This window comes from Shewanella xiamenensis (assembly GCF_024971755.1).
Classification (GTDB): Bacteria; Pseudomonadota; Gammaproteobacteria; order Enterobacterales; family Shewanellaceae; genus Shewanella; species Shewanella xiamenensis.
Genome location: NZ_CP079718.1, coordinates 3,737,570 through 3,751,090, shown reverse-complemented (window position 1 = coordinate 3,751,090; position 13,521 = coordinate 3,737,570). Strand labels below are relative to the sequence as shown.

The 13,521-nt window shown below is 45.9% G+C and carries 15 protein-coding genes; 14 read left to right on the top strand and 1 reads right to left on the bottom strand.

Annotated elements, in window-relative coordinates; translation table 11 throughout:
* Window positions 1–98: 98 nt before the first annotated feature.
* From nhaA to KXJ80_RS17620, 5 genes are all read left to right on the top strand, one after another.
* A complete protein-coding gene (gene nhaA, locus KXJ80_RS17640) occupies window positions 99–1,268 on the top strand; it encodes a Na+/H+ antiporter NhaA (protein WP_037415576.1) in 1,170 nt (389 codons plus the stop codon).
* A 2-nt stretch (window positions 1,269–1,270) separates the two neighbouring features.
* The gene (locus KXJ80_RS17635; RefSeq protein WP_037415577.1) at window positions 1,271–1,657 is read left to right on the top strand and encodes a hypothetical protein; all 387 of its coding nucleotides are present in this window, start codon (window positions 1,271–1,273) and stop codon (window positions 1,655–1,657) included.
* A 94-nt stretch (window positions 1,658–1,751) separates the two neighbouring features.
* A complete protein-coding gene (gene nhaR, locus KXJ80_RS17630) occupies window positions 1,752–2,660 on the top strand; it encodes a transcriptional activator NhaR (RefSeq protein ID WP_069455412.1) in 909 nt (302 codons plus the stop codon).
* An 84-nt stretch (window positions 2,661–2,744) separates the two neighbouring features.
* Window positions 2,745–2,993, top strand: a complete 249-nt coding sequence (locus tag KXJ80_RS17625; protein ID WP_139122633.1) for an FAD assembly factor SdhE — start codon at window positions 2,745–2,747, stop codon at window positions 2,991–2,993.
* On the top strand, window positions 2,974–3,414 hold the full coding sequence (locus KXJ80_RS17620; RefSeq protein ID WP_259474477.1) for a protein YgfX: 441 nt from the start codon (window positions 2,974–2,976) through the stop codon (window positions 3,412–3,414). Before KXJ80_RS17625 ends, KXJ80_RS17620 begins: the two co-directional genes overlap by 20 nt.
* Window positions 3,415–3,535: 121 nt before the next feature.
* Here the strand turns inward: KXJ80_RS17620 and nadB are convergent, their stop codons facing one another.
* The gene (gene nadB, locus KXJ80_RS17615) at window positions 3,536–5,149 is read right to left on the bottom strand and encodes an L-aspartate oxidase (protein WP_037415581.1); all 1,614 of its coding nucleotides are present in this window, start codon (window positions 5,147–5,149) and stop codon (window positions 3,536–3,538) included.
* 189 nt (window positions 5,150–5,338) lie between these two features.
* Between nadB and rpoE the strand changes: the two genes are divergently transcribed.
* The 9 genes from rpoE to recO all read left to right on the top strand — a co-directional run bounded on the left by rpoE (window position 5,339) and on the right by recO (window position 13,504).
* Window positions 5,339–5,917 carry an RNA polymerase sigma factor RpoE gene (gene rpoE / locus KXJ80_RS17610; RefSeq protein ID WP_037415584.1) on the top strand — a complete coding sequence of 193 codons (579 nt, stop codon included), beginning with the start codon at window positions 5,339–5,341 and terminating at the stop codon, window positions 5,915–5,917.
* Window positions 5,918–5,958: 41 nt separating this feature from the next.
* On the top strand, window positions 5,959–6,570 hold the full coding sequence (locus tag KXJ80_RS17605; RefSeq protein ID WP_218738167.1) for a sigma-E factor negative regulatory protein: 612 nt from the start codon (window positions 5,959–5,961) through the stop codon (window positions 6,568–6,570).
* Between the two features lie 12 nt (window positions 6,571–6,582).
* Entirely contained in the window at window positions 6,583–7,515 is a 933-nt protein-coding gene (locus KXJ80_RS17600) for a MucB/RseB family sigma factor regulatory protein (protein WP_037427579.1), read from the top strand.
* An 11-nt stretch (window positions 7,516–7,526) separates the two neighbouring features.
* The gene (locus tag KXJ80_RS17595) at window positions 7,527–8,000 is read left to right on the top strand and encodes a SoxR reducing system RseC family protein (RefSeq protein ID WP_037427577.1); all 474 of its coding nucleotides are present in this window, start codon (window positions 7,527–7,529) and stop codon (window positions 7,998–8,000) included.
* 167 nt (window positions 8,001–8,167) lie between these two features.
* Window positions 8,168–9,958, top strand: a complete 1,791-nt coding sequence (gene lepA / locus KXJ80_RS17590) for a translation elongation factor 4 (RefSeq protein ID WP_037415595.1) — start codon at window positions 8,168–8,170, stop codon at window positions 9,956–9,958.
* 179 nt (window positions 9,959–10,137) lie between these two features.
* Window positions 10,138–11,055 carry a signal peptidase I gene (lepB, locus tag KXJ80_RS17585; protein ID WP_088585905.1) on the top strand — a complete coding sequence of 306 codons (918 nt, stop codon included), beginning with the start codon at window positions 10,138–10,140 and terminating at the stop codon, window positions 11,053–11,055.
* 1 nt (window position 11,056) lies between these two features.
* Entirely contained in the window at window positions 11,057–11,737 is a 681-nt protein-coding gene (gene rnc / locus KXJ80_RS17580; RefSeq protein WP_088585904.1) for a ribonuclease III, read from the top strand.
* Window positions 11,734–12,753, top strand: a complete 1,020-nt coding sequence (gene era, locus KXJ80_RS17575; RefSeq protein ID WP_011623597.1) for a GTPase Era — start codon at window positions 11,734–11,736, stop codon at window positions 12,751–12,753. Before rnc ends, era begins: the two co-directional genes overlap by 4 nt.
* A gap of 49 nt (window positions 12,754–12,802) precedes the next feature.
* Entirely contained in the window at window positions 12,803–13,504 is a 702-nt protein-coding gene (gene recO, locus KXJ80_RS17570; RefSeq protein ID WP_218738168.1) for a DNA repair protein RecO, read from the top strand.
* Window positions 13,505–13,521: the final 17 nt, after the last annotated feature.

Sequence of the window (13,521 nt, the reverse complement as noted above, 5' to 3'; positions counted from 1 at the left end):
CACCTCGGAATAGCCGAGGTGTTTTGTCGAAACTAACGATTATACTTGTTCATTTTCTTCGTCTACACTCAATCTATTATGATTTTTGGGAGTGCAAGATGGAAAAAGCGATTAGAAATTTTTTAAGCCAAGAGTCTGCAGGCGGCATCCTTTTATTGATTGCCGTTGCCTTTGCCATGTTGATGGCCAATTCTCCTCTCGCGGGACTCTATCAAGGTTTTCTCGGTACTGAAGTACAGGTGCGTGTCGGTGCACTCGATCTGCATAAGCCATTGTTGCTGTGGATTAACGACGGTCTAATGGCGCTGTTTTTCTTGCTGATTGGTTTAGAAGTTAAGCGCGAGCTACTCGAAGGCGCATTATCGAGTGTGGCACAGGCTTCTCTGCCAACTTTTGCTGCCATTGGTGGCATGTTAGTGCCTGCGGGAATTTATCTTTTATTTAACTATGGTGATCCTATCACTCAAGCGGGTTGGGCAATTCCTGCAGCGACGGATATTGCTTTTGCTTTGGGGATCATGGCGTTGCTAGGTAGCCGCGTACCCGTTGCTTTAAAGGTCTTTCTGCTGGCATTAGCCATTATTGATGATTTAGGCGTTATTGTGATTATCGCCCTCTTCTACAGTACAGATTTATCAACCATTAGTTTAATCATTGCCAGTATTGCGATTGTTGGTTTAGTTGCTTTAAACCGTAAAGGAGTGACTTCATTAGCACCCTATGGCGTATTAGGGCTTATCCTATGGGTTGCAGTGCTCAAGTCAGGTGTTCATGCCACATTAGCGGGTGTCATTATTGCCTTCTGTATTCCTCTTCGGGCAAAAGATGGTAGTTCGCCTTCTGAGCATTTAGAGCATAGTTTACACCCATGGAGCACCTTCCTGATCCTGCCTGTATTTGCCTTTGCTAATGCCGGAGTCGCTTTAGGAAACATGAGCTTAGATACGCTTATTTCCCCAGTGCCAGTAGGGATTGCGTTGGGATTAATGTTAGGTAAACCGATAGGGGTGATGCTGTTTAGCTTTGTTGCTGTCAAGCTTAAGTTGGCACAGTTGCCTGATGGTATCGGTTGGAAACAGATCGCACCCGTGGCGGCGATGTGCGGGATTGGTTTTACCATGTCGATGTTTATTGCTTCGTTGGCATTTGAGCAGGCAGACCCTATGTTCGGCGATTTAGCACGCCTTGGCACCTTGATTGGCTCAATTCTCGCAGCCTTGATCGGGTATTTCTGGTTATCAAAAGTGTTACCAAAAAAAGGAGTATAACTATGATAAATATGAAATTAGTGGGAGTTGCTGCATTGTTAGCATTATCTTCAAGTGCCATGGCTTCGCAAATTGATGCCTGCAACAAAGATGTCGCATCACAAACCTGCCAAAGCTATCTTGAGGGGATAGTTGATGGGGCATTAATGTTTAAACCTGAGGCATTAGGCGCGAGGCTTGAAACCAATGGTTACGAGTCTAGAGCATTAAAATACCGTGGCGGTAAACGTTTCCAAGAAGCAAACCGTACTTATTGTGCTAGTCGAATTCCTGATCGTGACAGTTTAGTCTCTGGGGTGACTGAAGCGGTTAGCACTGGTACTGCCGCAGATTTAGAGCAACTTCAAGGAATCGTTGTTAACTTATTGGATTGCCAGCGTTTAAAATAGCGATATTGACTCATTATTTGTTAAGCTGGGTCATTGCTACCCGATATGCCACAGCATAGATGCTGTGGCATCCCTAATAGGAAGCTCATTGGCGATGCTCCATCTCAATTACAACCATCTTTACTATTTTTGGATGATTAAGAAAAAGGGCTCTGTGGCAAAAGCTGCAGAAGCCCTTTATTTAGCTCCACAAACGATTACTGGGCAAATCCGCGCCTTAGAAGACAGGCTAAACGGTAGCTTATTTAAACGTGTCGGCAGAAATCTAGAAGCGACAGAGCTCGGAGAGCTCGTCTTTCGTTATGCCGATAGAATGTTTTCTCTCAGTTATGAGATGCTCGATTTACTTAACTATCAAAAAGATGACGCTATTCTATTTGAGGTTGGGATTGCTGATGCTTTATCGAAAGCCTTATCAAGTAGAGTGTTGCTCTCGGTTGTTCCTAATGATGGCTCTATGCACCTTGCCTGTTATGAGGCGACCCATGAAAGCTTAATGTCTCGCTTACGCGAGCATAAACTCGATATGATCCTTTCAGACTGTGCGGGCGAGTCACTTAAATATCCCGAAATTCTATCGAAAAAACTGGGTGAGTGTGGTGTGAGTTTCTTTTCTGCCGAAGCTTACAGTGCGGATTTTCCTGCCTGTTTAGAGCAAGGGCCGCTATTGATCCCCGGTCGTAGAACTTCGCTCGGTCAGCAACTATATCGTTGGTTTGATGAGCAAAATCTTAACGTGAGTATTTTAGGTGAGTTTGATGATGCGGCCATGATGAAGGCTTTTGGTTACCTTAAGCGCGGTATCTTTGTCATGCCATCGATTTATCCCCAAGAAGTGATTTCCCATGGCATGCATTTACTCGGTGAAACCTTAGATGTGAAAGAAGAGTATCACGTTATGTTTGCCGAACGGATGATCCAGCATCCTGCGGTTAAACGCCTCCTAGAAACGGATTTTAGTGATTTATTTGCCGGATTAGATACTCAAGTTAAGCAGTATTAAACTTGTGTTTCAACAACGCTTGCATCGACACTTCATGGATTGAACTGGTAGACTAAGGCGAATTTTGTTTTGGGAGAGATTAACTTGGAGTTAATGAACATTGCACGGGTCCGTTGGGCATGTCGCCGCGGAATGCTCGAATTAGACGTTTTGTTCCAGCCCTTCGTTGAGAATGTTTATCAGGATTTGTCTGATGAAGATAAAGCCCTGTTTATTCGTTTGCTCGAGTGTGAAGATCCTGAATTATTTGCATGGTTTATGGGTCATGAAGTTTGCCCTGATCCTGAGCTTGCCCGCATGGTAGTGCAAGTCCGTGGCCGAGCTGCGCCATAGTTTTAGTGTAAAAGCCTCCTTTGACCAACGTCTCTCGTTGGTCGTATTTGTTTGTGTCTGTAGCACTTCTTTACTTCTCTGGCCAGAAACGGATACCGCAGTACTACATGGACTGAGGGCTATATTCGCCGTCTTAATATTGGGATTCTTGTGCTCTCAGTTATGGCAACTGAGGAAATGGCATTGCCGTTTTGAGCTTAATGGTCAAGGAGAAGGCTGGCTATCAACGGGAGAGGCGTTTCACGTATTGCAAAGAACTTGGGTAACGCCGTTTATCTGCTTGGTTTACTATCAATCTGCAAATAAGTTGCATCTCTTACCTCTATGGGCGGATATGTTTAATGATACAGATTATCGCCACTTGTGCCGACTATTACTTAAAGTTAAAACTCAGGCGGTGAGCCAACACGAACCAATTTAATCTAAATCTGAATCTGAATCTGAACTGTGAGTGATGCGACTTTCACACCGTCTAAATAACAAACGGGCTAAATCCTTGTTAAGATTTAGCCCGTTAAAAGCGTTTAAGTTAAGCTATCCGCTTATTTTTCAGGTTGCAAAATGGTCGGTAGTGGAGAAGCTGACTTTTCAGGATGGTCAATATTATAGTGCAGCCCTCGACTTTCTTTACGTTCCATCGCGCAGCGAATAATGAGTTCCGCCACTTGCACTAAGTTACGCAGTTCAAGCAGGTTATTACTGACTCTGAAGTTGCTGTAATACTCTTGGATTTCCTGCTGCAACATCAAGCAGCGGCGCAGTGCGCGCTCTAAGCGTTTATCTGAGCGTACGATACCCACATAGTCCCACATAAACAGGCGCAGTTCGTGCCAGTTGTGGGCGATAACGACTTCTTCATCAGAATTAGAAACTTTACTTTCATCCCATGCGGGAATTGGGCCTGGTAAGGGGATTTTATGCAGTTGACTCTCAATATCTTGGGAGGCTGCCCGCGCAAATACCAAGCACTCAAGCAGCGAGTTACTTGCCAAGCGGTTGGCGCCATGCAAGCCTGTATAAGCGACTTCACCAATGGCATAGAGACCATTGAGATCGGTTTGACCATGTAAGTCTGTCATCACCCCACCACAGGTATAGTGGGCTGCCGGGACGACCGGAATAGCGTCCTTTGTAATATCAATACCGAGTTCTAAGCAGCGACTGTAAATCGTCGGGAAATGCTTCATTACAAAGTCAGCATCTTTATGGCTGATATCCAGATACACGCAATCGGCACCGAGACGTTTCATCTCATAGTCAATAGCGCGGGCAACAATGTCACGGGGAGCTAACTCTGCACGTTCATCAAAGTCTGGCATAAAGCGGCTGCCATCAGGGCGACGCAAATAGGCACCTTCACCACGTAGAGCTTCGGTAAGTAAAAAGTTACGGGCATCAGCGTGGTATAAGCAGGTTGGATGAAATTGATTGAATTCCATGTTGGCAACGCGGCAACCTGCACGCCATGCCATCGCAATACCATCACCACTAGCCACATCGGGATTTGAAGTATATTGGTAAACCTTAGAACTACCGCCAGTGGCTAAAGCGACAAACTTAGCCTTGATGGTTTCAACTTGCTCGGCATTTCGGTTCCACACATAGGCACCTAACACGCGATTACCGGGGCGATTTAATTTGCGGGTGGTGATAAGGTCGATGGCGTTATAGCGTTCTAAAACTTGAATATTTGGATGGGCTAGGGCGCGTTCTTGCAGTGTTGTCTGCACCTCTTTGCCCGTTGCATCCGCAGCATGTAGAATGCGTCTATGGCTATGGCCGCCTTCGCGGGTAAGGTGATAAGGGGCATCTTTAGCATTGTTCCCCGTGGCTTCTTCTTTATCGAAAGCCACGCCACATTCGATTAGCCATTGCATTGCACTCTTGGCGTTTTCGGCGGTAAAAGTCACCACCTCTTTATCGCACAAACCAGCACCAGCGACTAATGTATCGGCTACATGGGATTCGATAGTATCACTTTCATCGAAGACGGAGGCGATACCGCCCTGCGCGTAGTATGTCGACCCTTCCGAGAGAGGGCCTTTTGAAAGCAGAATTACGTTTGCTTTTTCAGCAAGATGCAAAGCTAGTGTCAGACCTGCGGCACCGCTACCTATGACTAATATGTCAGATTGGTGTTCAACTACTTGTTTCATCGGGTATCATGCTATGACTGAGAGTACCATCTATGGTAAACCAACTGACGAATTATGGGTACTTTCCTTTTAACCTTACTTTTTTTGTATAATTCTTAGAACTTTTTCAAAGCACGCGAGTCTACATAAGTGAATATGATTCGAGCGACTGAGAAATCAGCATTTTAGATTTGGGAGAAGTCGGCTCGGATGAGTGGACAAATAAGTGATCAACAATTAGTTGAGCGCGTACAACGGGGAGATAAAAACGCTTTTAACCTGTTAGTGCTTAAATATCAGAGTAAAGTGATTAGCTTGATTTCACGCTACGTGCGTAACCAAGCCGACGTTGCTGATGTAGCACAGGAAGCGTTTATTAAAGCTTATCGAGCTTTGCCAAACTTTCGTGGTGAAAGTGCGTTTTATACCTGGTTGTACCGCATAGCCGTTAATACGGCTAAGAATTACCTCGTATCACAGGGGCGCAGAGCGCCTGCAAATGATGTCGATGCCGAGGATGCCGAATATTATGAAGGTAGTGATGCGCTAAAGGAGTTTGCCTCCCCAGAGCGACTAATGTTATCGGATGAAATCAAGAAAGTGGTTTTCGAAACATTAGAAACATTGCCTGAAGAATTACGTATGGCGATTTCATTGCGTGAACTCGATGGGATGAGTTACGAAGATATCGCCATCATCATGGATTGCCCTGTTGGAACGGTAAGATCTCGAATCTTCCGTGCCCGTGAGGCAATTGATAAAAAGCTTCAGCCTTTGCTGGAAGCCTAAATTCTTATTTTAAGAAACCCTTAAATTTAGACAGGTGAACAATGGATAAATTAGGTCAAGAATGGGTATCAGCCGCTGTCGATGGAGAGACAGATGTGCAGACGATGGCAGAACTTGCTGCCGATACGCATTCACATAATAAATGGCGTAACTATCATTTGATAGGTGATGCTATGCGGGGTGAATTACCCCAGACTATGGCGTTAGACCTTAGTGCAAGTATTGCTGCTGCAATTGAGCTTGAGCCTGCCATTGTCTCGCCCCAAGCCAAGGCTCCGATAGGCGTTACTGAACAAGTTACAACGGATAAAAACCGCGTAGTGCCACTATTTAAGCAGTTTGGTCAGTATGCCATTGCTGCGACCGTGGCAATGTTTGCGATTGTCGGCGTGCAAAACGTTAATCAAAGCGATGATGATGCCGCGTCGCCATCACCTGTGCTTGTTACTCGTCCTCTGATGGGTAGTGCGTCGCCAGTGAGCTTACAGACGGGGCCTGTTCAACAAAATCAGAGCTACACTAATGACCAAATGAACGAGCAACGTCGCCGAATTAATACGTATATACAGGATCATATGTTACAACAACGATTGAATACGGGGGCCGTTGTAGAAGACAATAGCGAGGTTATTCCCGTTCCTGTCAATCAGTAGTAAGGAGTTAGCTTGCGTCTAATCCTGTTAGCTTTGTTAGCCTTGGTATTTCCTGCTGTGGCGCAGGAAGATATGCCTGCCAAAGTCTGGCTTGAGAAAATGAGTCAGGCTTTAAAAGAGAAAGAATTTAAAGCATCGATTATACAACTTCAGGCCGACCATATTCGGCCTTTGGTTTATCTTCACGGTAAGGTGAATAATCAAGAAGTTGCGTTTCTTGAGTACCTCAACGGTCCTCCCAAAAATGCGGTAAGAGTGGGCAATAGAGTCACCTTTATCGAACATGACCAACCCGCATACAGTATCATCTCTAATCATATTCAGGGCGTGTGGCCTGCGGCTTTCTCATCAAAAATGAGCGATTTAGAAGTGGGTTATCAATTTGTATTAGGTGGCCGCACTCGCATTGCTGGGCGTCCAGGGCAAATGATCCGCTTGTTGCCTAATGATGAATACCGATATGGTTTCCAAATCTGGTTAGATATGGACACCTATTTGCCACTCAGATATGACATGTTGACTCAAGATAAGCAATTGCTTGAACAACTAATGGTGATTGAATTAATTGAATTTAGCGAGCCACCATCGATTCTACAGGAAGCCTACAAGCAAGAATGGCCTGCTGTGATCGATCAGGCTGAACGTCAAGATGGACAAAATTGGCAGTTTTCTTGGCTCCCCGCTGGATTTAGCGTAGTAGTGCGTGATCATCACCGTTTGATTGGTAGCCACGAGGCGGTTGAATATATTGCCTTGACTGATGGCTTAGCCAATATTTCTATTTATGTTGCTCGGGCTGGAGCAACGCCATTGCCTGAAGAGTTAATTACGCGTAATGGCTTATCTTTAGTATCAGAAAAAGTCGGTAATGCTGAAGTGGTGGCTGTGGGTAAAGTGCCAACTGAGACCTTAGCCCGTATCGCGAAAAGTTTGATGTTAAAATAGAGCGGTTCATCATGATGGAAGAAGTGGCGCGGGTTGTCGCCTGTGATAATCAAGGTTGGCTCACCGTTGAGGTCGAGCTTAAAAGCACCTGCAAGAGTTGCAGTAGCAGTGAGTCCTGCGGGACGTCTGCTGTTGCACAGGCTTTTTCTGCAAAGACACAGCAATTCTCTATTCAGAGTGAACGTGCCTGTGAGGTTGGTGAACTGCTAAAGCTGGGGCTACCTGAGAGTGTCATCTTGAAAGCGGCTGCCTTGGTTTATTTGACGCCACTCTTCGGCTTATTTGCGGGTGGATTATTAGGGCAGTTTTTTGCTAGTTTGTTAGTAATCAATTCGGATCTCTGTGCGATAGGCTTTGCTGCTTTAGGCGCGTTAGCCGCTTGGTTCTTTGGAAAACGTAAGGCAAAACAGCTTGAAGTAGATTCGCAACCTGTGATTTTAGCTTATTTAGGCACAGGGATCAGTTTAGATAAATTATCTGTTTGATTTCATGTTGTTATTGATTTCAATTAGACAATAAACTTTTGCTGAGGGCGGCATTTTTCGACATAAAGACAACTATGAGTGAATCTGATTGGTATTGAATCCGCAATCAGGTACAATTTCCCACCTTTGAACCGTATCCATTTTTCAGTATTAGTCATAGCAGCATAATGAAACACATTAGAAACTTCTCAATTATTGCCCATATCGACCATGGTAAATCGACGCTGTCAGATCGTCTTATTCAGGTTTGTGGCGGTTTAAGCGACCGTGAAATGGATGCACAAGTTCTTGATTCTATGGATTTAGAACGTGAGCGCGGTATTACCATTAAGGCGCAGAGCGTTACGTTGGAATATACAGCCAAAAATGGCGAAACCTACCAACTCAACTTTATTGACACCCCTGGTCACGTCGACTTTTCCTATGAAGTATCTCGTTCATTAGCCGCCTGTGAGGGTGCGCTGCTTGTGGTGGATGCTGGTCAAGGCGTTGAAGCTCAAACTCTGGCAAACTGTTACACTGCGCTGGATATGAATCTGGACGTGGTACCTATCCTGAACAAAATCGACTTACCTCAGGCTGATCCTGAGCGTGTTGCCGCCGAGATTGAAGACATCGTCGGTATTGATGCGATGAACGCGGTGCGTTGTTCTGCAAAAACTGGTGTGGGTATTGATGATGTATTAGAGGTTATCGTCGAGCAAATTCCACCGCCAGAAGGCAATCCAGATGCGCCGTTGCAAGCCCTCATTATTGACTCGTGGTTTGACAGCTACTTAGGCGTTGTTTCTTTAGTGCGTATTAAACATGGCGTGCTCAAGAAGGGTGATAAGTTCAAGGTGATGTCTACAGGGCAAAACCATACCGCAGATCGTGTCGGTATTTTCACGCCAAAACAAACCGATAAAACCGAGCTAAAAACCGGTGAAGTAGGTTTCGTTATCGCAGGTATTAAAGAAATTCACGGTGCGCCAGTGGGTGATACCTTAACACTAGCTAAAAATGGTGCCGATAAGCCATTACCCGGCTTTAAAAAAGTGAAGCCTCAGGTTTATGCTGGTGTGTTCCCGATTTCTACCGATGAATATGAAAACTTCCGTGATGCACTGAACAAACTCAGCCTGAACGATGCCTCATTGTTCTTTGAGCCTGAAAGTTCATCTGCGTTAGGCTTTGGTTTCCGTATTGGTTATTTAGGCCTGCTCCACATGGAAATCATTCAAGAACGTTTAGAGCGCGAATACGATCTTGACCTCATCACGACCGCACCTACGGTAGTCTATGAAGTGTTGATGACCAGTGGTGAGACTATCTATGTTGATAATCCAGCAGATTTACCTGCAATTAACAACATCGAAGAGATGCGTGAACCGATTGTTGAAGCCAATATTCTGGTACCAAAAGAATACTTAGGTAACGTAATTACGCTGTGTATCGAAAAACGCGGTACTCAAGTGAATATGGTTTACCATGGTAATCAAGTGGCCGTGACTTACCATCTGCCAATGGCGGAAGTGGTGATGGACTTCTTTGACCGCTTAAAATCAACTAGCCGTGGTTATGCGTCATTAGAGTACAACTTTATCCGCTTCGATCCGGCGGACATGGTGCGCTTAGATATTCTGATCAACGGCGACCGCGTGGATGCGCTGGCGATGATTATTCACCGTTCGAATATTCGTCACCGTGGTTTGGCGTTGGTTGAGAAGATGAAAGAGCTTATCCCGCGGCAGATGTTTGATATCGCGATTCAAGCCGCGGTCGGTAGCCAGATTATTGCCCGTTCTACCGTAAAAGCGTTACGCAAAGACGTAACAGCTAAGTGTTATGGTGGTGACGTTTCCCGTAAGAAGAAACTCTTAAATAAACAAAAAGAGGGTAAAAAACGGATGAAACAAGTGGGTAACGTTGAGGTGCCGCAAGAGGCGTTCTTAGCGGTACTTAAGCTAAACGAGTAACACTCGAGATAACACAATTTAGCTATTATTGCGCCGCAGTTTGCGGCGCTTTACTTAGCTTATCGTATGTTTTGTGGTGTTTTTTTATAAATGCGGTAAGTTAACTAAAGTTCGCGAGTCGAAATACAATAGTCGCTGAGTTTAGATCTTTACATTTCAAGGCAGGAGTTCAATACGTAATGGCAGCCTATTTTTCCATTATTTTAGTGCTAGTCACTCTGATTTCAGGGGTGATCTGGTTAGTCGATGTGCTGGTATTTGCGCCTAAACGCCGTGAAAGCTTAGCCTTGGCCAAGGCTTCTCAGGCCAATTTAACTGAGGAAGCCGAATACAATATTATCCGTGAACCCACTGTGGTTGAGACTGCGCACTCTATCTTCCCGGTGATTGCCTTTGTGCTGATCCTGCGCTCGTTTATTTATGAGCCATTTCAAATTCCATCGGGTTCAATGATGCCAACGCTATTAGTGGGCGATTTTATTCTGGTTGAAAAGTTTAGTTATGGCCTAAAAGATCCCGTATGGCGCACTAAACTGATTGAAACGGGCGAGCCCAAACGTGGTGATGTGATTGTCTTTAAGTACCCAGAGAATCCTCAGGTTGATTACATTAAGCGTGTTGTAGGTTTACCGGGCGATCGGATTATCTACCGTAACAAGCAGTTGATGATCCAAAAGGCCTGTGGCGCGGAGCAAACTAATTGCCCTGAGCCAGAACTGGTGGCGCGTACCGAAATCAGCCGTGGTGATTACAGCCAAGATGGTGTGCCTTTACTGCGTTATAAAGAGCAACTCGGTGAAGTGGCACACGATATTTTAATTAATCCAAGCCGTCCTGATATGTTGGGTTATTTCAAGCGTGATGGCAATTTACCCGCGGGTGAATTTCTTGTTCCCGAAGGCCATTACTTTGCGATGGGTGATAACCGCGATAACAGTACCGACAGCCGTTTCTGGGGCTTTGTCCCTGAAGAAAATCTTGTCGGTAAAGCGGTGGCTATCTGGATCAGTTTTGAGTTTGACCGTTCAAAAGCCGACTTCCTGCCAACCTGGGTACCAAGCGGTGTGCGCTTTGAACGTGTAGGTGGAATTCACTAGTATGGAACCGATTAAAAATTTGCCGCGTTTGTGTCGTACATTGGGCTATGAGTTTAAGAATATTGACCTTCTAACCCAAGCGTTGACTCATAGAAGTGCGGCAAATAAGCACAATGAGCGTTTAGAATTTTTAGGTGATTCGATTTTATCGATAGTCATTTCGGATGCCTTATATCATCAGTTTCCTAAGGCGACTGAGGGCGATTTAAGCCGGATGCGCGCCACTTTAGTGCGTGGCGATACGCTGACCTTGATTGCTCAAGCCTTTAAACTTGGGGATTATTTATTTCTCGGTCCTGGCGAATTAAAGAGTGGCGGTTTTCGACGCGAGTCGATTCTGGCCGATGCGGTTGAGGCGATTATTGGTGCGATTTACTTAGATTCGGACCTCGAAGTGTGCCGTGAGCTGTTGCTTAAATGGTATGCCGAGCGTTTGGCCGAGATTCAACCCGGTGTGAATCAAAAAGACGCTAAAACCTTACTGCAAGAATATTTACAAGGGTTAAAGAAGCCGCTACCCGATTACCAAGTAATCAACATAGAAGGCGATGCCCACGATCAAACATTCACCGTTGAATGTCGTATAGATGACTTGAGCGAAAGCGTGATTGGCGTTGCGAGCTCACGCCGCAAAGCCGAGCAGATTGCCGCGGCTCAAGTATTGGAGTTACTGAAGAAATGACCAAAAAAACAGACTTGCCAGCTGTCGATGCCGCTAACGCGAGCAATGAGCCGAGCTTAGACGAATTACTGGCAAGGATGAATGCAGCGAGCGCAGCAGCGCCGTCTGTTCACTATGATGTGACCTACTGTGGCATGGTGGCTATTATTGGCCGGCCTAACGTGGGGAAATCGACCCTGCTGAACCGTTTGCTTGGGCAAAAGATCAGTATTACCTCGAAAAAGCCGCAAACGACGCGTCATCGCATCATGGGTATCCATACCGATGGTCCGCGCCAAATCGTGTTTATCGACACACCCGGTCTGCATATTGAAGAGCAGCGTGCGATTAATCGTTTAATGAACCGCGCGGCGGCGAGCTCGCTTGCCGATGTGTCTATGGTGATTTTTGTGGTCGATGGTATGACATGGACCGCCGATGATGAGATGGTGTTAAGCAAACTTCGCCGCGGCGGTGAAGAGCGTAAAACTGTTTTAGCCATCAACAAAGTCGATAATATAAAAGACAAAGAAGCCCTTTTCCCTTATTTGGAAGAAGTGGCCAAGAAGTATCCCTTCGATGAGATCCTGCCGATTTCTGCCAGTAAGGGCACCAACGTTAAACGTATTTTAGAGATGGCGGCAGAGTCTCTGCCCGAGAATCCATTCTTCTTCCCCGAAGATTATGTGACCGACCGTTCGCAGCGTTTTATGGCCTCTGAAATTGTCCGCGAAAAACTGATGCGCTTTTTAGGTGATGAATTGCCCTACGATGCGACGGTTGAAATCGAGCAGTTTAAGATGATGGAAAATGGGGTTTACCAAATTAACGCCCTGATCCTCGTCGAGCGAGAAGGCCAAAAGCGGATGGTGATTGGTAGCAAAGGTGAGCGCATCCGTACCATCGCTACACAAGCGCGCCTTGATATGGAAACTTTGTTTGATAACAAAGTGTTCCTCGAGGTGTGGGTGAAGGTTAAATCCGGTTGGGCCGATGATGAACGCGCCCTGCGAAGCTTAGGTTACGGTGACGATTAATTGTTACTGATGATAGGCCTAGCCTGACCATGAACGAGCGCGCAGATTGATGAAACGGGGTTATGTTTTGCATCATCGCCCCTATCGGGAGTCTAGCGCGCTGGTGAATCTCTTGGTCGACGGGATTGGGCGTGTCGATGCCGTCGCGCGTGTCGGGAGCGGTAAACGCTCCATCAAAAGTATCCTCCAGCCCTTTCAGCCGCTGATTTTTGAATTTAGCGGTAAATCAGAACTCAAAAACATCAGCCAAATTGAAGCGGCCGCGCCAGCCGTGCCTTTATCGGGTTATAGCCTGTATGCCGGCATGTATATCAATGAGTTGCTGATGCGAACCCTGTCTGTTCACCATAATGCCGAGGCGTTATTTCTCATCTACCACCAAGCCTTAGTAGGGCTTGCGGCGCAGTTTTGTGAGTCGAAACTGCGTTACCTTGAACTGGCGCTTTTGCGGGAACTCGGGGCTATGCCATCCCTTATCCGCGATACACAAGGCGAGCCGCTGATCCCTGAACATTACTATCAGCTTGTGCCTGAACTCGGGTTTCAATTTGTGTTAAACAGCCGAGCAAAGCACACCTATCAAGGTGCGATGTTAACCGCACTTAACGATAATGAGCTGTTGCAAGAGCAGTTTTTAGCAGCTAAACGACTGATGCGGTCTATGCTGCAACCATTGCTCGGAAACAAGCCACTGGTGAGTCGGCAGTTGTTTATGCAAGCGACAGCACCAAAGATGAATGGGAATAATTAGCCCTAGCTCCTGTTTTT

Excerpts from the sequence above, each read along its gene's own strand:
- nhaA (WP_037415576.1), top strand. The coding sequence starts at position 99 with ATGGAAAAAGCGATTAGAAATTTTTTAAGCCAAGAGTCTGCAGGCGGC.
- KXJ80_RS17635 (WP_037415577.1), top strand. The coding sequence starts at position 1,271 with ATGATAAATATGAAATTAGTGGGAGTTGCTGCATTGTTAGCATTATCT.
- nhaR (WP_069455412.1), top strand. The coding sequence starts at position 1,752 with ATGCTCCATCTCAATTACAACCATCTTTACTATTTTTGGATGATTAAG.
- nadB (WP_037415581.1), bottom strand. The coding sequence starts at position 5,149 with ATGAAACAAGTAGTTGAACACCAATCTGACATATTAGTCATAGGTAGC.
- rpoE (WP_037415584.1), top strand. The coding sequence starts at position 5,339 with ATGAGTGGACAAATAAGTGATCAACAATTAGTTGAGCGCGTACAACGG.
- KXJ80_RS17605 (WP_218738167.1), top strand. The coding sequence starts at position 5,959 with ATGGATAAATTAGGTCAAGAATGGGTATCAGCCGCTGTCGATGGAGAG.
- KXJ80_RS17595 (WP_037427577.1), top strand. The coding sequence starts at position 7,527 with ATGATGGAAGAAGTGGCGCGGGTTGTCGCCTGTGATAATCAAGGTTGG.
- lepA (WP_037415595.1), top strand. The coding sequence starts at position 8,168 with ATGAAACACATTAGAAACTTCTCAATTATTGCCCATATCGACCATGGT.
- lepB (WP_088585905.1), top strand. The coding sequence starts at position 10,138 with ATGGCAGCCTATTTTTCCATTATTTTAGTGCTAGTCACTCTGATTTCA.
- rnc (WP_088585904.1), top strand. The coding sequence starts at position 11,057 with ATGGAACCGATTAAAAATTTGCCGCGTTTGTGTCGTACATTGGGCTAT.
- era (WP_011623597.1), top strand. The coding sequence starts at position 11,734 with ATGACCAAAAAAACAGACTTGCCAGCTGTCGATGCCGCTAACGCGAGC.
- recO (WP_218738168.1), top strand. The coding sequence starts at position 12,803 with ATGAAACGGGGTTATGTTTTGCATCATCGCCCCTATCGGGAGTCTAGC.